Raw genomic sequence first — 20655 nt, 5'->3', positions numbered from 1 at the left:
TGTTGCGTTAACTACACGAACACAAAACCCGGAGGGCTCAAGACGGGGGAGCGGCACTCCGCTCCCCCAGTATACCCTAGTACAGGTGCGGCAGGAACACGAAACTCATCAGGCTGGCGACAACGCCGACAACCAGTCCGTACAGCAGGAAGGGCCATACGGTCTTCTTGAGAATCTGTCCTTCCATGCCGGAGAGTCCCACAACGGCGCAGGCAGCGACGATGTTGTGAATGCAGATCATGTTGCCCATGCCGCCACCTACAGCCTGTGCGGCCACGATGATCTGACGGGGCAGGTCGAGCTGCGAGGCTACGCCCCACTGGAACTCGGCGAACAGGAGGTCGGACACGGTGTTGGAGCCGGTGATGAACGCGCCCAAACCACCCACGAAGGAGGCGAACATGGGCCATGCGTTACCGGTAATGGCGGCAACGGCCTTGGCCATGGCCAACGGCATGGACGGATAGTTGTTCGGGTTCAGGGCTGCATCGGCAATGCCGGACCCACGGAAGATGGACACCAGTGCGACCGCTGCGAACAGGGCGATGGTGGGGTTCTTCATGGTGGCGATGGCCTGTCCCCAGGCAGCCTTGACCTTGCCGCCGGGCATGCCGTGGATGAGCACGGTCAGCAGGGCGACCAGCACGAACGGAATGGTGCCGGGCAGGTAGAGGTACTTGATGGAGGCATTGACGCTGTCAAAACCGAGAATGCTTTTGAAGGAGATGGCCTTGGAGGCGAGGAAGCCCTTGAGACCCAGTTCGGGAATACGGGTGACCACGAGGATCAGACCGATGAGGATGTACGGCAGCCAAGCCTTGAACTGGCTCATGTGCGCCTTGAACTCGGCACCGTCGTTGGAAACGGAACCAGTCCATTCCGGATCCCACTTGTCGGCGGGACCGAAGTCCCAGCTTTCCTTGGGCACGCAGAAACCGGCCTTGGCACCGGCGATGATCACGCCGAGACCGACCAGACCACCGATGAGGGACGGGAATTCCGGACCCACGTTCCAGGCGAAGAACAGGTAAGGCACCAGGAAGGAAACAGCGGCGAACACGCAGAACTTCCAGGCGGCCAGACCGGGCTTCCAGCTGCGCTCGGGACCGAAGAAACGGGTGATGAAGCCGAGCATGAAGATGGGCAGGATGAAGATCATGCCGATGTTCATGACCGTGGCCCACTGACCGATCAGCATGTTGAAGTCACCCATGTTCTGGAAGTTCACGGCAGCACCGGAACTCACAGCCTGATCGACGGCCGGGGCCAGGAATTTGAGGCCGAGCACGACCGGGGTTCCGACCGCACCGAAAGTAACCGGGAACGAGTTGAACACCAGACAGATGATGGCCGCTGCCAACGGGGGGAACCCGAGGGACAGCAGGATCGGAGCGGCCAGAGCTGCGGGGGTACCGAAGCCGGCGGCGCCTTCCAGGAACGCGGCAAACATGTAGCCGATAATAATGGCCTGGATGCGGCGGTCACCCGTGATGTTCTGCATTCCGTACTGGATGGTCTCCATCCCGCCGGACTGCTGCAAGGTGCGCAGAATGAGAATCGCACCAAAAACAATAATCAGAATGCCGATGGCGGTTACAAACCCCTGAAGGGTCAGGGCTGCAACGTATTTGGCGGGAAGCCCCCAAACGGCGATTGCACCGGCTGCGGCCGTGAGCCATGCCAGGGGCATGGCTTTGGTGGCAGGCCAGCGCATTCCCACCATGAGTATAAGTGCTACCAAAATAGGCAGCAGTGCAACCAAAGCGAGCACTTCAATGGACATTCCAAACTCCTCCTCAAAAATTGATTGAAACTACGTCATCCTCTGCCTGAGTTCCATGGAGCCGCAGGGCCGGGGCATACCGCACTTGCCCCGACCCGTTTGCGGCAGCATGAATGATCTATATGTAGACCCGCCCGAAGGCAGGTCCCGTAACCGCCGGGCACCGAGATGCCCGGCGGGTTCGGCCTATTATTCTTCGCCTTCAGCGGAATCGGCAGCCGCAAAATGATCAGCCGACGCCATGTGCTTCAGGGTTTCGTAACGAGCGTTGTAGTCCTCTTCGATCTTGGCGCGCAGGGCCTCGGAAGCTTCGGGATAGAAGCGTTCCAGCATGGCATAGCGGTTTTCGCCGGAGAGGAATTCCTGCAGGGTTCCGTCGGGGTCCTTGGACTCCAGCAGGAACGGGTTCTTGCCCTGATCGGCCAGCTGCGGGTTGTAGCGATACAGGGGCCAGTAACCGGACTTGACGGCCAGCTTCTGCTCTTCCTGCGTCTTGCCCATGCCCTTGCGGATGCCCTGGTTGATGCACGGTGCGTAGCAGATGATCAGGGACGGTCCGGGGTAGGCTTCGGCCTCCTGGAATGCCTTCATCATCTGGGCCTTGTCCGCGCCCATGGCCACGGAAGCCACGTACACGTAGCCGTAGGTCATGGCCATGCGGGCCAGATCCTTCTTGCCGGTGCGCTTGCCTGCGGCAGCGAACTTGGCGATGGAACCCAGCGGGGTTGCCTTGGAGGACTGACCGCCGGTGTTGGAGTAGACCTCGGTATCCATGACCAGAATGTTCACATCCTCGCCGGAAGCGAGCACATGGTCCACGCCGCCGAAACCGATGTCGTAGGCCCAGCCGTCACCACCGAAGACCCAGACGGACTTCTTGGTGTACAGGTCGGACATACCGGCGATCTCGCCCAGCAGGCCTTCGGTTTCACCCTTGAGCAGCGCCTTCATGGCGTCGCCGTATTCGCGGGACTTGACGGAATCGTCACGGTTGTCCAGCCAGCCCTGCATGGCTTCGGCCAGTTCGCCGGAAGCATCGGCCAGAGCAGCCTCGACCTTGTCGGCCAGGCGTGCACGGCGCTGTTCCACGGCCATGTTCATGCCGTAACCGTATTCGGCAGCGTCCTCGAACAGGGAGTTGCCCCAGGTCGGGCCGTGTCCGTCCTTGTTCACGCAGTACGGCGTGGTGGGAGCGGAAGCACCCCAGATGGAGGAACAACCCGTGGCGTTGGAGATGACCATGCGTTCGCCGAACATCTGGGTCAGCACCTTGACGTACGGGGTTTCGCCGCACCCGGCACAGGCGCCGGAGAATTCCAGCAGAGACTGCTGGAACTGGCTGCCTTTGACCGTGTTGCGGGCAGCGAGGTCATCCTTGTAGGAAACGGTCTCGCTGAAATCGAAGTTGGGAACCTCGGCTTCCACCTGGGTAGCCAGAGGCTTCATGACCAGAGCCTTGTCCTTGGCCGGGCAGATGTCGGCGCAGTTGCCGCAGCCCAGGCAGTCCATGGTGTTGACCTGCATACGATACTTGAGGCCCTTGAACTGCTTGCCCTTGGCGTCCAGGGTTGCAAAGCTCTCCGGAGCTTTGGCAGCCTCGTCATCGTTGACCAGCACCGGGCGCAGGGCGCTGTGCGGGCAAACGAACGCGCACTGGTTGCACTGGATGCAGTTGTCGGCAATCCATTCGGGTACCATGATGGCCACGCCGCGCTTTTCGAACTTGGAGGTGGCCACCGGGAAGATGCCGTCGGCGCTGAAGGAGGAAACCGGAAGGTTGTCGCCCTTCTGAGCCAGGATGGGACGAACAACGTCGCGAATGAATTCGGGATCGTTGTTCTCGGGGGTGTCGGTATCCACGGCATCCTTCCAGGAGGCAGGCACCGGAATCTCCGTCAGGGCGTCAACGGCCTTGTCAACGGCGTCCACGTTCATCTTGACGATGTGGTCGCCCTTCTTGCCGTAAGCCTTCTGGATGGAGTCCTTGAGCAGATCAACTGCCTGCTCGAAGGGGATCACGTCTGCAAGTTTGAAGAACACGGTCTGCATGACCATGTTGATGCGGTTGCCCAGACCCACCTCGGTGGCGATCTTCACGGCATCCACATTGTAGAACTTCAGTCCCTTTTCGGCGATGGCGCGCTTCATGGACGCGGGCAGCTTGCGCTCCATGTCCTCGGCGCTCCAGGCGGAGTTCAGCACGAACACGCCGCCGTCCTTGATGCCGTCCAGAACGTCGTACTGGCGAACATAGCTGGACTTGTGGCAGGCCACGTAGTCGGCCGCGGCCACAAGGTAGGTGGACTGGATGGGCTTTTCACCGAAACGCAGGTGGGAGACGGTGATGCCGCCGGACTTCTTGGAGTCGTAGGCAAAGTATCCCTGAGCGTACATGTCGGTGTTGTCGCCGATGATTTTGATGGCCTGCTTGTTGGCGCCGACGGTACCGTCGGAACCGAGGCCCCAGAACTTGCACTGTACAGTGCCTTGCGGGGTTGTATCCAGGGCCTCGGCCACAACAAGGGAGGTATTGGTGACGTCGTCCTCGATGCCCACCACAAAGTGGGTCTTGGGAGCATCCTCGCCCATGTTGTCGTACACGGACTTGATCATTGCCGGGGTGAACTCCTTGGAGCCCAGACCGTAACGACCGGGGATGACTTCCGGGGCATTGCCCTTTTCCGCGAACACGGTGCAGATGTCCTGATACAGGGGATCGCCGAGAGCGCCAGGCTCCTTGGTGCGGTCCAGCACGGTGATGCGGGCAACGGATGCCGGGAGGACGTTCAGGAAATGTTCGATGGAGAACGGACGATACAGGCGGACCTTGACCAGGCCGACCTTTTCGCCCGCGGCAACCATGTGGTTGACCACTTCTTCGATGGCCTCGCAGCCGGAGCCCATGGCCACGACAATACGATCAGCGTCAGGAGCGCCCACATAGTCGAACGGCTTGTAGGGACGGCCGGTCAACTTGCTGACCTTTTCCATCTCAGCCACAACGATGTCAGTGAGCTTGTCGTAGTAGGGGTTGGCGGCTTCACGGCCCTGGAAGTAGATATCCGGGTTTTGTGCGGTGCCGCGGATCTGCGGATGCTCGGGGTTCATGGACCGGGCACGGAAGGCCTCAACCTTTTCCATGTTCACCAGACCGGCCATATCATCATAATCGATGGTCTCGATCTTCTGGATTTCATGGGAGGTGCGGAAACCGTCAAAGAAATGCAGGAACGGCACGCTGGATTCGATGGTGGACAGGTGCGCCACCAGCGAAAGGTCCATCACTTCCTGCACGGACGCGGCAGCCAGCATGGCGAATCCGGTCTGGCGGCAGGCCATGACGTCCTGATGGTCGCCGAAAATGGAAAGCGCATGACCGGCAACGGCACGGGCCGAAACATGAAAAACGCCGGGCAGCAATTCACCGGCGATCTTGTACATGTTCGGAATCATCAGCAGCAGTCCCTGGGACGCGGTGAACGTGGTGGTCAACGCGCCGGCAGACAGGGAACCGTGCACGGCACCGGCTGCACCGGCTTCGGACTGCAGCTGGCGAACCTTGACGGTCTGTCCGAAAATGTTTTTGCGACCCTGGGCGGCCCAGTCGTCGGCAATTTCGCCCATATTGGAGGAAGGCGTGATCGGGTAGATCGCCGCACATTCGCTCAGGGCGTAGGATACATGTGCGGCAGCGGTGTTGCCGTCCATGGTTTTCATTTTTTTCGCCATTGTCTTCTCCTTACGAAAGAAACGTTCGACGCAAATGCGACAGAACAGTATCGGTTGAACACGACCTTTAATTTCTCTGGATTCAGGACAGACCTAGAACAAAATATGTGCCAAAGTAGATGAGTTTGAAAAATAGATGTAATTTCAGCTATTAACATAATTCTACACGTATTCTCATGATAATCTGCCTTCATGTTGTCTTTTTTTTCAGACAGCAAAAAAGGCAGACCTTCATCACGCACGGCAGAAATGACACGCAACGCCAACAAGATTTTCATAACCACCTGATATAAAAGGACCACCTTTCTGTCTGAAAAATCAGACCCCACAAATTTCCGTTACAATCGGATAAAAAAAAGCCGCCCTCCAAAGAAGGCGGCCAGACAGGCTGTGGTAAATCGGGCTTACATGGTTATGTCATACTTCTTCAAAAGCGCGTAAAAATGCGAACGGGAAAGACCGGACAATTTCAGCACCTGAGCGGAATCCCCCTCGCACCGACGGATCAACTCACTCAAATATACCCTTTCTGCCATGGACTTAAACTCCCGCAGGGTGGGCAGAGGCTGTTCGTATATCTCGCTGAAAAGGTCGTGTCCGATTTTTCGGACGCCTTCGGAAACCGCCTCTTCCGGCGCATCGGAATCCACATCCGACCCCGTAAACCTGCGCACCTGTTTTCTGGCCACCTTGATGCGCAGGTCCCTCGGCAGATGCATGGAATACAATGTTTTTTCTTCCCCGGAGCTGACCACAGCCCGCTCGAGGATATTGAACAGTTCCCGAATGTTCCCCGGCCAGTCATAACTTTCAAGCGTCAGAAAGAAATCGGAACCGAATCCTTTTTCCGCAACCCCGTAGCGTTTGCAAAGCGTGGCCACCCGAAACAGGCTCAACGGCCTCAAATCGTCCAGCCGTTGCCGCAATGGCGGCAGGTGCATGGAAAACGTCTTGAGCCGAAAAAGAAGATCGCTACGAAACTCTCCTTGTTCCACCAAAGCTTCAAGATCCTTGTTGGTGGCGGAGAGCAGCCTGAAATTACTTGTCTGTTCCCGGGTTTCGCCCACAGGCCGGAAAGTACGCTCCTGCAGAACACGCAAAAACGACTTCTGCAACGAAAGCGGCATTTCGCCCACTTCGTCAAGAAACAGGGTTCCGCCGTCCGCCATGCGGATCAGCCCGGTCCGGTCGGTCTGGGCTCCGGTAAAGGCTCCTTTCTTGTGGCCGAAAAGCGTGGATTCGACCAAGGACTCGGTCAACGATGCGCAATCCACGACCACGAAATTATCCTGGGACCTGGAACTGTTCTGATGAATAATTCGGGCCATGAGTTCCTTGCCCGTACCGGTTTCGCCGGTAATAAGCACCGCGGAATCACTGCCCGCGGCCTGCGCCGCAAGCCGGAGCATCGCCTTGAAGGCCGGCCCCTCGCCCACAAGTCCGCTCAGATTCAGCTTCTGTTGCGCGGCCTGACCCAGCTTCTGGTCATGGTACTTGAGGGCCCGCCCGAGCGTCAGCGTGATTTCACGCACCGAGGAAGGTTTGAGAAGGTAGTCCCATACACCCTGCTGGATGGCCAGCTCCGCGCCATCCGGATCGCCCCTGCCCGTAAGTATGATCACTTCGGGAGCATCGGCGTGGGCCGCGATGTGAGGCAATATATCCATGCCGCTGCCGTCCGGGAGGCGCACGTCCAGAAAAACGACATCAATTCCGCCGTCTTCAAGTCGGGCCAGCCCGTCAGTCAGGGTGTGTGCGGAAACCGCCTCGTGAGAAAGCCTGGACACCAGACTTTCTATGGTTTCGCACACCTCATGGTCGTCATCGATAATCAGAACCTTGGACACTTGTCTCACTCCGTCAGCTGCCGAGCACGGAATCAATGGCTTCGGCAATTATGTTCTTGTTGTAGGGCTTGATAACAACGCGTTTGATGTTTTTCAATCGGGAGGCCGCGGTGGCCGCGTCTTCCCTGCCGGACACCAGCATGACCGGAAGGTGCGGGGCCGTATCCTGAAGGCTCAGGGCCAGCTCCACGCCGTTGGTATCGGGCATGTCAAAATCCGTAATCACCAGATCAAACACGTAGGGATCGCGAGCGACCATGCCGATGACCTCCATGGGATCGCTTGTGGCAACCACGTCGTATCCGAGACTTTCCAGAATGCGCGGCGTCGTCTGCAGCTGGTCCTCATCGTCCTCCACAAAGAGAATCCGTCCCACGCCCGGGGCCAGCTTGTGCAAGGGAATGGAACCACTTTCATCCAGCTTCTCGTTGCTGGGCAGGTATATGTCGAAACGCGTATTGTCCCAGGGGGAACTGGAAACCGTGATGGCGCCGTTGTGGCCCTTGACGATACCGTGGACAACGGCCAGCCCCAGCCCTGTCCCTTCTGTCTTGTCCTTTGTGGTGAAAAAGGGATCGAATATCTTGTCCAGAATATCCATCGGAATACCGGGACCGTTGTCGCTGATGCTCAGCTTGAGATAGGTATCGGGCCGCAGGTTGAGCATGCGGGCATCATCGAGCCCGAGTTCGACCTCGGCCAGTTCCACCTTGAGCACGCCACCCGAAGCGCGAAGTGCCTGAAACGAATTGGTGCACAGGTTGAGAACGACCTGATGCAACTGTGTCGGATCAGCATTCACACTGTTCAACCCCGTCTGGATATCGGTCCGGATATCGATATTCCTGGGCAGGGAAGCCTTGACCAACCCGAGCACCTCGTACAAAAGCTCACCCATATCCGTAGGGCGGAAGCCCTCTTGCGAAGGACGGCTGAAAGCCAGAATCTGCTTGACCACGTTGCCGCCACGCTGGGCAGCCTTGAGCACACGATTCAAATCCTTCTGGGTCACGGAGTTCTCGGTCACATCACTGATCGCAAGCTCGGTCGAGTTGATGATTGATGTCAGAATATTGTTGAAATCATGGGCAATCCCTCCTGCCAACGTCCCGATGGCTTCCATTTTCTGGGATTGCAAAAGCTGTTTCTCAAGACTGAGCTGCTTGGTGATGTTCTCGGCCGTACTCAGAGTCCCCACCACCTGCCCCAACCTGTCGAACAGGGGAACCTTGGTTATCTCCAGCCATACGGTATTGCCCAAAAGGTCCTGCACCTTGGTACGGGCCTTGGTTACGGACTTGCGGGTCCGAAAAACCTCCCTGTCCAGCGAATTGGCCCATTCGGCATACTCGCGGGTATGATCCAGCAGGGCCAGATCGCTCTTGGAGACAATGGAGCTTGGCCGCTCCAGACCGAAAAAGCTGGTAAAGGCCCTGTTGGCTCCGAGATATCGCTGATTTTCATCTTTCCAGCACACCAATTGCGGAATGGTGTCCATGAGGATTTCCAGAAAGGAAAGCTGGTCCATGATCTTTTTTTCGCCCTTTTTGCGCTCATGAATGTTGGTGACCAAAAACACGGTGATCACCAGCAAGATTCCGAGGCTGACGATAATGGTCCAGAACAGTTCCTTGGGCAATTCGTAAAAAGCCTTGGGCGTGTTGATCAGCTTGCTGCCCTTGGGCAGCATGTCTTCGGGAATATGCAGGCGCTTCAGAACCTTGTAGTCGAACCAGTATTCCCCGGACGGCTTGTCCACAATGGGTATCGAGGAAACCGGTGTTCCCCGCAGCACCTCAAGGGCCATCTCGGCCGCCTGCGCCCCCTGGTCCTGGCCGGACAACAGCTTGCCACCCACACTGCCGTGACCAAGCAGGAATCGCCACGAACTGTAGAGAGGGACGGTGCTGTACTTGGATATTTCCTCCATGACCTCTTCAGCGGTATAAAACCGGCCGTCAACTTCCTGATACATGGGAATGAAGAAAAGTATCGTGTCGTCAGGCAGTTCCCTGACTCGCGTCAGCATTTCCCCCATGCCCATATTGGTCCAGTATTCGAACGCCAAACGTTTTTCAAAGACCGACATGACGTTTTCGATCTGCTGGCGGATATACCGGCCCGTCGTGGATTCATCGCCTACCACCACCAACCGTTTTACTCCGGGGTGGAAGGAAAGCGCCACGTTCAGAGTGTCGATGATGGAAGGCCGCTCAACAACCCCGGTGATACCGACTTCCAATGGATCTCGGGACATGTTCACGCCGCAGAAGACAATGGGAACACCTGGAAAAAGTTCGGCACGGTGTTGGCGGACGAAACTGAAGGCGTCATTGTCGGAAACGATGATGGCGTCGAATTTCTCCCCGGCGAACTTGTCGCGATACAGGGTGACGAGCTTGTTGGTGATGTAGTTGTAATTGTATTTCTTGGCATCCATATATTCGGTCTGAACCTCAAGCGTGAACTCGCTATCGTTCAAAACCGATATTATCCCCTTGCGGATTTCGTCCGACCAGGCATATCCATGATGGTAAGAGTTCAGATACAAAACTTTTTTCTTGGGCTTCTGCGCCCATGCTGCCTGCGCAGGCAACAGGAGCAAGACGACCAAAATAAATATATAATTTCTCATGAACGATTTCCCGTGTTTGAATGACGCTCAAGGCGATACCAACAGAAGCTGACAAATGCAAAAATCAGGCCTTATGCCCCGAAACCGGCTGTACAGAGCCCTTCGGTTCTGGCATGAAATACACGAAACATTAATCCGTTTTCTGGAGGAATGACATGAAAAAAATCATAACACTTCTTGTGTTGGCAGCATTCTTGGGTACGGGATACGGTTGCGCCAACAAGGCCCAGCAGGGAGCCGGGATCGGTGCCCTGGCCGGTGCCACAATCGGCGCGCTCACGTTCAAGAACAAACTTTCCGGTGCGGCCATCGGCGCCGGCGTGGGGCTGCTCATGGGCTACATCGTGGGCAACGAATGGGACAAGCATGACGAATCCCAGATCCAGAACACGCTGGAAACCGGCCGCTCGGATCAGGCCCATGCCTGGACCAACCCGGACACGGGCAAAAGCTACACGGCAACGCCTTCCGCCCCCTACATGCAGGAAAACCGGGTGTATCGCGACGTGGTCATCTCGGAGAACGGTCCCAACGGAGAAAAGGTCATGGCCAAGGCCTACAGGGATGAAAACGGGGAATGGCGACTCAAACAATAACCCGGACGATTCGCAAGAAAAAGACCGCTCTGCCAGGCAGAGCGGTCTTTTTCATTTTCCGATTGCTGTTCCGAAAGGTTCCGGACCACAAAGCTAGGTGGTTATGTAGCTGGAGGGGAACATCCTCTTGAGCCTGTCAAGGACGCGGCGAGCCTGCTCCCGGCTGGCATAGGTGCCGGCCTGGACCACATGCAGCCTGCGACCGTTGCTGTTGACGATGCTGATGCGCGATTGTTCATATCCTGCCGCCCTGAGTTGACGGTACATCTTGGCCGCGTTGTCACGATTGGCAAATGCTCCCACGCGGACATGAAAACGATCCGCACGGGTAGCAACCACTGTGGTGGATGTGCGGGGAGCGGGCGAGGAGCCCACGGCAGTGATGCGCACACGAATTACGCCCTGGTTCACGGAACCGAGCTTGCGCGCCGCGCCATAGGAAAGGTCGATTATCCGGCCGCGCACGAACGGGCCGCGGTCGTTGATGGTCAGGTATACGCTGCGGCCGTTGGAAAGATTGGTCACGCGAACCTTGGTGCCCAACGGCAGGGTCTTGTGTGCAGCACTCAGGCCGTACATGTTGTACCGCTCGCCGGTTGCGGTCTTCTTGCCATGAAAATCGCTGCCGTACCAGGACGCCATGCCCACTTCATCGTAGCCCCTGGCAGACTTGAGCGGGTAATACGTCACGCCCATCACGCGATACGGCTTGGTCTTGGGCGCATAAGCCCGGGTGGCAGAATCGCTGCCCGATGTGGACGGAGCAGAAGAATAAATATGCTGCGGGAAAGGGTTGACCTTGTTCATGACCGAACAACCGGACATGAGCACGATGGCCAGCAAAGCTATGATCAAACTGATGCGGTGCATGTCGTCCTCCTCGTGAACCTTTCAGGGTCACGCCGAGTCGTTCTCCTCCTCCCCGGCGAGCCAAAATACTGTCAAAACAAGCAATCTGGCTCTTAATCTTTCAAAACTCGTGCCATTTCAACATATTACGATTAACCCATTGTAATATAAGATTTAAAAGGCCGATAAACAGCGTTCAACAAATTGACAAAACCACTATTTGCACATGCCCCACCCTGCGTGCAATTAATGCTGTTCTGATAGGCTATCCCCATGATATCAGCCAAAACATGCTTTGCCCAAACAAAATGCACCCTTTCGGGCCGGCCCGCTGCCAGCTCCTGCTGGCGCTCGCTGCAACCTGTTTCCTCATTGCCGGTCCGGCCATTGCCAAAGACGATTCCATGGTCATGGCCATTCCCGCCAAAGGCTGGCCTCCATACATCATTGCCGAAAAAACACCGCGGGGAATAATGGTTGACGTCATGCGTCAAATCGCGGCTACGGCCAATCTCGAAATCCAATTCATCAACTACCCCGACAAAAGAGCCCTGATGCGCCTGTGTGACGGCACTGTGGATGCCTATCCCAAGTCCAGGGACTGGGTCACCGATCCCGCCGATTACCTGTGGACTGACCCGGTGCTGAACTCGCAGGATGTACTGATCTTTCGAAAAGGCAAGACATGGGACTTCAGCCAGCCGCACGAACGCAACGAAAAAAGAATCGGATGCGTTTTCGGGTACCGCTATCCGAAGCTGGAACCGTTCTTTGCGTCGCAAAAGCTCAAACGGGCCAATGCACCCAACTCCAAGGCGATGCTGCTCATGCTTGCCCGCGGACGCACAGAAGCCGCAGTGGCCAACAAAAACGTGGCGCTCTGGCTGATGGGAACCACGTTCGAACTGAATAGAAATGATTTTGAATTTTCGGAAAAACCGCTGGGCACGGCGCCATACGCTTTCGCATTCTCGCGTACAAAGAGATGGGAACGGTTCATTGCCCTCTTCAACAGTGAGCTGGCCGCAATGAAAAAGGATGGCCGTTTCCAGGCCATCCTTGAAAAATACCGTTGATCCAGACCAGCGTCAGCGATGGAAAAACCTCGGCTGGGTCATGTTCTCCGGTTTGAGGATGTCCTCCAATTCTTCGCTGGTCAGATACCCCTTCTCAAGCACGATGTCATAGACCGAACGGCCGCTTTCGATGGCGGCCTTGGCTATTTCCGTGGATCGCTCATAACCGATGTACGGATTAAGCGCCGTGACCAGCCCGATGGAATTTTCCACCAGTTCACGACAGCGGTCGGCATTGGCGGTAATGCCGCGCACGCATTTGTCTGCAAGGGTCAGGCAGCCACGCCGCAGGATGTTTATGGATTCGAACAGGCTCTGCCCCAACACGGGCTCCATGACGTTGAGCTCCAGCTGCCCGCCCTCCGCAGCCATGGTCACGGTCAGATCGTTGCCGATGACCTTGAATGCCACCTGATTGACCACCTCGGGAATCACCGGATTGACCTTGCCCGGCATGATGGACGAGCCCGGAGCCATGGGCGGCAGATTGATTTCGTTCAGCCCGCAACGCGGTCCGCTGGAAAGCAGGCGCAAATCGTTGCATATCTTCGACAACTTCACGGTCAAGCGCTTGAGCACACCCGAAAGCTGTACATAGGCACCGGTGTCCTGCGTGGCCTCCACAAGGTTGGGAGACAACACCAGCGGCAGCGTGGTCAGCTCCACCAGCTTTTCGGTCACGGCGCGAGCATAGTCCGGATGAGCATTCAACCCGGTGCCGATGGCCGTTGCTCCCATGTTGATTTCGTGAACAAGCCCCTGCGCCTCCATGAGACGGTGCTCGTCCTCGCCCACCATCACCGCCCATGCCTGAAACTCCTGACCGAGAGTCATGGGCACGGCGTCCTGCAGCTGGGTGCGACCCATCTTGATGATGTCCGCAAATTCAACCCCTTTGGCCTCAAATGCTTCGCGCAGATAGACCACCGCATCGATCAGTTCGCGAATCTCCAGAATCAGGGCGATGCGCAAGGCCGTGGGATACACGTCGTTGGTGGATTGAGACATATTCACGTGCGTGTTGGGTGAAATGACATCATAACAGCCTTTTTCATGGCCCATGATCTCCAGCGCACGGTTGGCAATGACCTCGTTGGCGTTCATGTTTGTGGAGGTTCCGGCTCCCCCCTGAATCACGTCCACAACGAAATGGTCGTGGAGCTTGCCATCCACGATCTCTTCGCAGGCCCGGCATATTGCCCGGGCTATTGTCTCATCCAGCAGACCGAGCGATGCATTGGCCTGCGCCGCGGCCATCTTGATGTAGGCCAATGCGACCAGCAGACGCGGATAATGGGATATGGGAATCCCGGTGATGTGATAATTGTTCATGGCCCGCAGCGTCTGGCAGCCGTAATAGGCATCACCGGGCACTTCCAGTTCACCAACGCAATCCCGCTCCAAACGGCATTCATTGCCCATGGTTCACTCCGTAATTTCGTTTGGGTTCATGCTAATATTTTGCGGTCCAGTACTCCACATCCGGGGAAATGTGCAACAGGCCCATCTCCTGCCCCAGCTCGATGACAAGAACAATGGAAAACAACGCCACCAGCACCATGCCGAACCAGCGGTGCATGGCACGGCCGTTGGCATACTTGATCAAAAGCACGCCGGGTAAAATGCCGAAAAGAATGTTGATGCCGACGCCCCCGGCGACATCGAGAGCGGAAAGAAAGATATCCGGGTAGACAATGCCCACGAAAAGCGGCGGCAGGAATGCCGCAGGCCAAACAACGACGTTGCGCAACCGGCCCGCCAACGGGCTGGCAAGGTCGCCGATGAAACTCAACAGGGCAATGCCGTTGGCCATGAACGACGTAGTCATTGCCACAATGGAAAAGAGCAGCGCCACATCCATGAACGTCGAACCGCCGATGACGCGGGCCAGCGGCACCGTTGCGGGTTGGTTGGCCTCAAAGGCATTGATGATGTTGGCACCGGACCCGCTCATGGGCAACGCGCAAACGACCACCACGATCCAGACGATATTCATGCACAGGCCGAGACTCGTGCCGATCCAGATGGTTTTTGTTATTGCCGCACGATCCTGCTTCAAGGTGCGGCAGATGGTGGGAATGATATTGTGAAAATGAAAAGCCGTAAGCAGCACGGGCAACGCAGACGGGAAAAAGCCCCAATCATGCATGGAAGCCCGTGCAAAACTCATGTGCGGCACGGTCAAGGCAACAAGAACCGCAAACGCGCCCCACATGCACAGCATCAAAAGTGTGTTGCCCCGGCGCATGACCTCCGCGCCGAACGACGTCAGCAGGGTCGCGGGAATGAAATACGCAAGCAAAGCCGCCCATTCGGGGATGGACAGGTCGAACAGGTTGACCACGATGGACCCCACGCCAGCCAAATAGGCGGTCAGCAATCCATACAAAATGACCATGTTGGCGACAACGCTGATCCATTTGCCGGTTCTGCCCAGTTCGCAACCGAAAAACGTGGGCAAATCCGCTCCTTCGCCTTCCACAAGGGCCTTCTGGCGCGAATAAATCATGGCCGTGGTGGTCATGAGCAGCCACATGCACACCGTGCCCGCTATTGCAGGATACAGCCCGGACGGCCCCAAGTTCACCGGCAGGGCGAGAATCCCCGCGCCGACCATGTTGCCCGTCACCATCAATGCCGTCATCACGACGGCCCCCGTTGATACGCCGGGATTTGAAGCCATTGCATTCCCCTCGATAAAACATCCGTCAATCCGGGGTGATGCTAACGCAAACGGCAAACAAGGCAAACCCGTATATTTCCGTTACGCAATCTTTTCTTGCCTGTATGCATTGTTTCGGATATCCGCTTTCCACGCCGTTCGGCACACTGCATCAAACCGGAGACAACAATGAAAGAATTGGCCCGCAATCAAAAACTCAGAAACATTGCCATCATAGCCCACGTCGACCATGGAAAAACCACGCTGGTGGACGCCATGTTCAAACAGTCCGGCCTGTTCCGCGAAGGACAGGAAGTGGACGACCGCATCATGGATTCCATGGACCTCGAACGCGAGCGCGGCATCACCATCGCGGCCAAGAACTGCTCGGTGATATGGAAAGACATCAAGATCAATATCATCGACACGCCGGGTCACGCCGACTTCGGCGGCGAGGTTGAGCGTTCCCTGTCCATGGCGGACGGAGCGATCCTGCTGGTGGACGCTTCCGAAGGTCCCCTGCCCCAGACCCGCTTCGTGCTCAAGAAGGCACTGGACCAGGGCCTGACCCTGGCCGTGATCATCAACAAGGTGGACCGTCAGGACGCGCGCCCGGACGAGGTGCTCGACGAAATATACGACCTGTTCATCGATCTGGACGCCTCCGAAGAACAGCTCGACTTCCCGCTGCTCTACGCCATCGGCCGCGACGGCATCGCCATGACGTCCCCGGACGAACGCGGCGAAAACCTGCACATCCTGCTGGACATGATCGTGGACAAGATCCCCGGTCCCGCCCATGACGAGAATGAGCCGTTCCAGATGCTGGTCTCGGACCTGAGCTATTCCGACTACGTGGGCCGTCTGGCCATCGGCAAGGTGTATCACGGCTCGGTCAGGGACCACGATTCGCTGGTGTGCATCGGCGAGGACAACGAACCCCGCCAGCTCAAGGTCACCAAGCTTCAGACCTACGACGGCCTGACCATGGTTCCGGCCACTTCCGCCGATCCCGGCGACATCGTTGTGCTGGCAGGCATCGAGGACGTCAAGATCGGCGACACCATCTGCAACAAGGAAGAACCCAAGGCCCTGCCGCGCATCACCGTGGACGAACCTACGGTCTCCATGAAATTTTCCATCAACACCTCGCCCCTTGCAGGCACCGAAGGCAAGCTGGTGCAGGGAACCAAAATCCGTGAACGCCTGCACCGCGAGACCCTGCTCAACGTGGCCATTCAGGTAGAAGACACGGAAAACCGCGAGGCGTTTCTGGTCAAAGGACGCGGCGAATTCCAGATGGCCATTCTCGTGGAAACCATGCGCCGTGAAGGATTTGAAATCGCTGTCGGCCGTCCCGAGGTCATCTACAAGAACGAAGGCGGCAAAAAGCTCGAACCCATCGAACACCTCTACGTGGATTGCGACGAGGCGTTCATGGGCGTGGTCACGGAAAAGCTCTCGGCCCGCAAGGCCCGCATGACCAACATGACCAACCACGGCACCGGCCGCGTGCGCATCGAGTTCTCGGTACCCTCCCGCTCGCTCATCGGCTACCGCGACGAGTTCCTGACCGACACCAAGGGAACCGGCATCATGAACTCCTACCTCGAGGGATACGGCGAATACCGGGGCGAATTCCCGTCCCGCTACACCGGCTCCATCGTGGCGGACCGCGCAGGCAAGGGTGTTGCCTACGGCATCTTCAACCTCGAACCGCGCGGCCAGATGTTCATCGTGCCCGGCGACCCCCTGTATGAAGGCATGATCGTGGGCGAGCACAACCGCGACAACGACATCAACGTCAATCCGAGCAAGGAAAAGAAGCTCACCAACATGCGCGCCTCCGGCAAGGACGAGGCCGTCATCCTCACGCCGGTCAAGCCCATGACTCTGGAGCGCGCCCTGAACTTCATCCGCGATGACGAACTCGTGGAAGTCACGCCCAAGTCCATCCGCCTGCGCAAGGTGGAACTTTCCGCCCAAAAACGGCACCGCATGGAAGGCAAGAAGAAAAAGAACGCGTAATAACGCATTCGCGCCTGTCGCGCGTGAATCTTTCGCCTTTGGCGACACAAGAAAGGGACCCTTTTTTTCAAGAGGGTCCCTTTCTGCTTGTGTTTATCTCCCTTCCCAAATCATCCAACCATACGCAAAGCGCGTAGACGGGCACGAAGAGGATTATTACCTGTCGCCAACCATTGACACATACCGCGCCTCGGGATGTAGGTATATTTGATAAACCAAAATACTTTCGTCTACCGGAGGCACAATGTCCGAACGCACTTCACCCATTTCACGATTCATGAACAGGCGTGCACAGGAAACAAAGGACGGCGAACTGAGCCGCCGGGATTTCCTGCGCATGGCCGCTGTTTTCGGCCTGAGTATCTCCATGGCCGGAAACATGTTGGGCCTTTCTCCCACCGAAGCCGAGGCAGCCGTCGACTTTGATTGGGACAAGCTGGCCGAAGAAAGCCCGTTCGAAATCAAAAACCTGCTCATCGAACTGGCACAAAAGGATTGCGGGGCGGGCTGCAACTACATCAACGCCGGACGCGGCAACCCGAATTTCCTGAACACCACGGCACGCAAAGGGCTTTCCCTGTTCATGCTCTTTGCGGCTGAAGCCGCGGAAAAAGACTCGAAACAGACGGACGTGGGCTTTCGCCGCAGCAAGGCCGGTCTGGCCGCGGAACTGGACGCCTTTCTCAAAAAACACGCCGACGAACCGGGCGCGGCTTTTTTGAAAAAAGCCATGGACCATGTGGAGACCGGGCTGGGCATGGACCAGGACACCGCCGTGTTCCAGCTTGTGGACGCCATACAGGGAGACTTCTACCCGGACCCGCCGCGCATCCTGCCCGTGACCGAAGCAGCCGTGAACCAGTATGTTTCCAAAATCGTCTTCCAAAACCAGAAGCATGCCAAATACAAGCTCTTTGCCACGGAAGGCGCCACCGGGGCCATGATCTACCTGTTCAACTCCCTCAAGGAAAATTTCGTACTCAAGGAAAACGACACGGTGGCCATCGTCACCCCGATCTTCTCGCCCTATCTGGAACTGCCGGTACTGCGCGACTACGGCCTCAAGACCGTGAACCTGCACTATGAGCGCGGCAAGCCGTGGGCCGAGGACGGCCCGGAGCTGCAGACCCTTGCCAAATCCGAGGTCAAGGCGCTCTATCTGGTCAACCCCACCAACCCCACGTCCATGTCGCTGGACAAACAGACCGTGATGCGTATTGCCAAGACGGTGCAGACCAAAAATCCGAATCTGGTGGTCATTTCCGACACGGTCTACGCCAGCTTCGTGGACGAATTCCACACTTTGTGCAGCTACATCCCGGACAATTGTCTGGGCGTGTATTCCTACTCCAAGTACTTCGGCGTCACAGGCTGGCGTCTGGGCGTGGTCATGATCAGCGAAAACTGCATCGTGAACAATATCATCGCCAGACTCTCCAAAACCGAAAAGAAACAGCTGGCCGAACGCTACACCGCCACCAGCACAGACCCGGCCACCCTGACCTTCATGCAACGGCTGGAAATGGACAGCCGTCAGGTGGCGCTGGCACACACGGGCGGATTGTCCTGCCCGCAGCAGGTGGCCATGGTGCTCTTCTCGCTCTTTGAACTGGCCGACACCGAAAACGTGTACAAGGGCAAGATCATGGGCATCCTCAAAAAACGCTGGGACGCCCTGTTCACGGGCCTGAAGCAAAAAGCCCCGGACGGGCCGGACCTGACGCGCTACTATGCCCTGCTCAATGTGCAGGACCTTGCCGAACAGTACCATGGCAAGGACTTTGCCGCGTCCCTGCCCAAGGACCATCACTATCTGGAATTCACCTTCGACCTTGCCCGGCGCGAACACGTTGTCTGCCTGCCCGGGGCCGGATTCGCAGGCCCGGAATGGTCCGCCCGCGTGGCCTTGGCCAACATCGGCGAACAGGACTGCACGGACATTGCCGCAGCCATGCGCTCCGTACTCAAATACTATTACGATGAATGGAAAAAGAAAGGCTGATCAAAGCTGATGAAAAACGGGGCATGTCCGAAGACGTGCCCCGCTTTTTTCCGAAAAATTCCACGTCAGGAAAAACTGATGAACAGGGCCGCTCCCACTACGGCCACGAACAGGACCAGTTCAGGAACCAGCAGAAAGGACCAGCCGTTTCCGCCAAGGGACAACTCCAGCCGTACATGGCGATAGCCCGCGGTGAGCAGCATGAGCGGGCCGACAATGAACCCGGCCAATCCAAGCCCCTGCAAATCGCGCAAATCCTGCGCGGAAACATGTGCCGTGCCCAAAAACGCGTCCACCTTCTCCAGCAGGAACCCAAAGGTCATGACAGCCAGCGCAGTGCGCGCCCAGGCCAGAAAAGTCCTGCGGTTGGCAAGCCGGGTGCGCTCCCGCGCCAATTCCACGGTCAAATCCAGTTGCTGTTCATGCTCTGTCATGGATTTGGCAATTACCACAGGAGATTGACATCGGCAAACGATGCAATACACTGACCGGAAAACATAACCCCAACCCCGAAAGGCACGCATGCCGCTGATCAAGCAATCCACCAAAGACTTCTGGCGCAAGGGACGGGAATCCGGTCTGGGCTTCTGGCAAATTCTGCACGGCTACGTTTATGGACGCTGGGCATACCACTACATCGGCATGGCCCACGACAAACACAAGTGGCTGCAAATCCTCGTGGCACCCATTCTGCTGCTCTACAACCGGCACGCCCCGTTCCGGCCCGGCAAGAAGGGCTATGACGTGCCGTTGGACAAGCGCTTGACCTTTGCGGACACATACCACGGCAAGGCCGTGCCGCTGGAGGAAGCGATCAAACTGGTGCATCTGGATCGTCCGGTGGACACGGAGCTGCCCGAACAGGTGGTGCCCTACTCCCGGGCGCGCAGGCTGGTGCTCGAAAGCAAGGCGCGCATCGTGGTCATGGACTGCCCCTGCCGCACCACGGCGAAAAATCCCTGCCTGCCGCTGGACGTGTGTCTGATCATCGGCGATCCCATGGCCTCCTTCGTGCTGGAACACCATCCGGACAAATCCCGCGAAATCGACGCAAATGAGGCCGAAAGCATACTCAAGGCCTGCAATGCGCGCGGCAACGTGACGCACGCCTTTTTCAAGGACGTGATCATGGGCCGATTCTATGCCCTGTGCAACTGCTGCTCGTGCTGTTGCGGCGCCATGAAGGCCCAGCGGGCCGGTTGCACCATGCTCTGTTCTTCCGGATATCTGGCCGCAGTGGATGAAGAGACCTGCGTGGGTTGCGGCCAATGTGTGCAGTATTGCCAGTTCAAGGCCATTACCATCCGCGAACGCACGGCGGTCATCCGCGAAAACCGCTGCATGGGCTGCGGCGTGTGCGTCAGCAAATGTCCCAAGGATGCACTCTCGCTCAATCTGGCACCGGAAAAAGGCGCCCCCCTGAAGGTGGACGAACTGGCCTGATCAGA

Annotated in this window: 13 protein-coding genes; 5 read left to right on the top strand and 8 right to left on the bottom strand. The window is 57.3% G+C overall.

What is annotated here, in order from left to right; all coding sequences use genetic code 11:
- Positions 1–76 precede the first annotated feature (76 nt).
- The 4 genes from F8A88_RS03445 to F8A88_RS03430 form a co-directional block, all read right to left on the bottom strand.
- Entirely contained in the window at positions 77–1783 is a 1707-nt protein-coding gene (locus tag F8A88_RS03445; protein WP_151149673.1) for an L-lactate permease, read from the bottom strand.
- Positions 1784–1972: 189 nt separating this feature from the next.
- Complete coding sequence (gene nifJ / locus F8A88_RS03440) at positions 1973–5512, bottom strand: pyruvate:ferredoxin (flavodoxin) oxidoreductase (protein ID WP_151149672.1); 3540 nt, start codon at positions 5510–5512, stop codon at positions 1973–1975.
- Between the two features lie 404 nt (positions 5513–5916).
- Entirely contained in the window at positions 5917–7359 is a 1443-nt protein-coding gene (locus F8A88_RS03435) for a sigma-54-dependent transcriptional regulator (RefSeq protein WP_151149671.1), read from the bottom strand.
- Between the two features lie 13 nt (positions 7360–7372).
- Positions 7373–9994: a hybrid sensor histidine kinase/response regulator gene (locus F8A88_RS03430; RefSeq protein WP_151149669.1), complete on the bottom strand. Its 2622-nt coding sequence runs from the start codon at positions 9992–9994 to the stop codon at positions 7373–7375.
- A gap of 155 nt (positions 9995–10149) precedes the next feature.
- On the opposite strand from F8A88_RS03430, the gene F8A88_RS03425 reads away from it, so the two are divergent.
- Positions 10150–10590 (top strand): YMGG-like glycine zipper-containing protein, encoded by a 441-nt coding sequence (locus F8A88_RS03425; protein WP_151149667.1) that lies wholly within the window; start codon positions 10150–10152, stop codon positions 10588–10590.
- 93 nt (positions 10591–10683) lie between these two features.
- Here the strand turns inward: F8A88_RS03425 and F8A88_RS03420 are convergent, their stop codons facing one another.
- Entirely contained in the window at positions 10684–11460 is a 777-nt protein-coding gene (locus F8A88_RS03420) for a septal ring lytic transglycosylase RlpA family protein (RefSeq protein ID WP_151149666.1), read from the bottom strand.
- A 287-nt stretch (positions 11461–11747) separates the two neighbouring features.
- Here F8A88_RS03420 and F8A88_RS03415 point away from each other — a divergent pair, with 287 nt between their 5' ends.
- Positions 11748–12515, top strand: a complete 768-nt coding sequence (locus tag F8A88_RS03415) for a substrate-binding periplasmic protein (protein WP_161598329.1) — start codon at positions 11748–11750, stop codon at positions 12513–12515.
- 12 nt (positions 12516–12527) lie between these two features.
- Here the strand turns inward: F8A88_RS03415 and aspA are convergent, their stop codons facing one another.
- Together aspA and F8A88_RS03405 are read right to left on the bottom strand one after the other, a co-directional pair.
- Positions 12528–13937 carry an aspartate ammonia-lyase gene (gene aspA / locus F8A88_RS03410; RefSeq protein WP_151149662.1) on the bottom strand — a complete coding sequence of 470 codons (1410 nt, stop codon included), beginning with the start codon at positions 13935–13937 and terminating at the stop codon, positions 12528–12530.
- Between the two features lie 31 nt (positions 13938–13968).
- Positions 13969–15159 (bottom strand): aromatic amino acid transport family protein, encoded by a 1191-nt coding sequence (locus F8A88_RS03405; RefSeq protein WP_241667367.1) that lies wholly within the window; start codon positions 15157–15159, stop codon positions 13969–13971.
- Between the two features lie 207 nt (positions 15160–15366).
- Here F8A88_RS03405 and typA point away from each other — a divergent pair, with 207 nt between their 5' ends.
- Positions 15367–17205, top strand: coding sequence for a translational GTPase TypA (gene typA, locus F8A88_RS03400; protein WP_151149659.1), 1839 nt, complete (start codon positions 15367–15369; stop codon positions 17203–17205).
- A 244-nt stretch (positions 17206–17449) separates the two neighbouring features.
- Positions 17450–19207, top strand: a complete 1758-nt coding sequence (locus tag F8A88_RS03395; RefSeq protein ID WP_151149658.1) for a bifunctional aspartate transaminase/aspartate 4-decarboxylase — start codon at positions 17450–17452, stop codon at positions 19205–19207.
- Positions 19208–19272: 65 nt separating this feature from the next.
- Here the strand turns inward: F8A88_RS03395 and F8A88_RS03390 are convergent, their stop codons facing one another.
- Entirely contained in the window at positions 19273–19641 is a 369-nt protein-coding gene (locus F8A88_RS03390; protein WP_161598328.1) for a YidH family protein, read from the bottom strand.
- A gap of 88 nt (positions 19642–19729) precedes the next feature.
- Here F8A88_RS03390 and F8A88_RS03385 point away from each other — a divergent pair, with 88 nt between their 5' ends.
- A complete protein-coding gene (locus tag F8A88_RS03385) occupies positions 19730–20650 on the top strand; it encodes a 4Fe-4S dicluster domain-containing protein (protein ID WP_151149654.1) in 921 nt (306 codons plus the stop codon).
- Positions 20651–20655 lie beyond the last annotated feature (5 nt).

The organism is Pseudodesulfovibrio senegalensis (assembly GCF_008830225.1).
GTDB lineage: Bacteria > Desulfobacterota > Desulfovibrionia > Desulfovibrionales > Desulfovibrionaceae > Pseudodesulfovibrio > Pseudodesulfovibrio senegalensis.
This window is presented reverse-complemented; position numbering and strand designations above follow the sequence as displayed.

Bases quoted from the DNA above. Each gene is read 5' to 3' on its own strand.
- F8A88_RS03430 (WP_151149669.1), bottom strand. From the start codon at position 9,994: ATGAGAAATTATATATTTATTTTGGTCGTCTTGCTCCTGTTGCCTGCG.
- F8A88_RS03390 (WP_161598328.1), bottom strand. From the start codon at position 19,641: ATGACAGAGCATGAACAGCAACTGGATTTGACCGTGGAATTGGCGCGG.
- nifJ (WP_151149672.1), bottom strand. From the start codon at position 5,512: ATGGCGAAAAAAATGAAAACCATGGACGGCAACACCGCTGCCGCACAT.
- aspA (WP_151149662.1), bottom strand. From the start codon at position 13,937: ATGGGCAATGAATGCCGTTTGGAGCGGGATTGCGTTGGTGAACTGGAA.
- F8A88_RS03385 (WP_151149654.1), top strand. From the start codon at position 19,730: ATGCCGCTGATCAAGCAATCCACCAAAGACTTCTGGCGCAAGGGACGG.
- F8A88_RS03415 (WP_161598329.1), top strand. From the start codon at position 11,748: ATGCACCCTTTCGGGCCGGCCCGCTGCCAGCTCCTGCTGGCGCTCGCT.
- F8A88_RS03405 (WP_241667367.1), bottom strand. From the start codon at position 15,159: ATGACGGCATTGATGGTGACGGGCAACATGGTCGGCGCGGGGATTCTC.
- typA (WP_151149659.1), top strand. From the start codon at position 15,367: ATGAAAGAATTGGCCCGCAATCAAAAACTCAGAAACATTGCCATCATA.
- F8A88_RS03425 (WP_151149667.1), top strand. From the start codon at position 10,150: ATGAAAAAAATCATAACACTTCTTGTGTTGGCAGCATTCTTGGGTACG.
- F8A88_RS03445 (WP_151149673.1), bottom strand. From the start codon at position 1,783: ATGTCCATTGAAGTGCTCGCTTTGGTTGCACTGCTGCCTATTTTGGTA.
- F8A88_RS03395 (WP_151149658.1), top strand. From the start codon at position 17,450: ATGTCCGAACGCACTTCACCCATTTCACGATTCATGAACAGGCGTGCA.
- F8A88_RS03420 (WP_151149666.1), bottom strand. From the start codon at position 11,460: ATGCACCGCATCAGTTTGATCATAGCTTTGCTGGCCATCGTGCTCATG.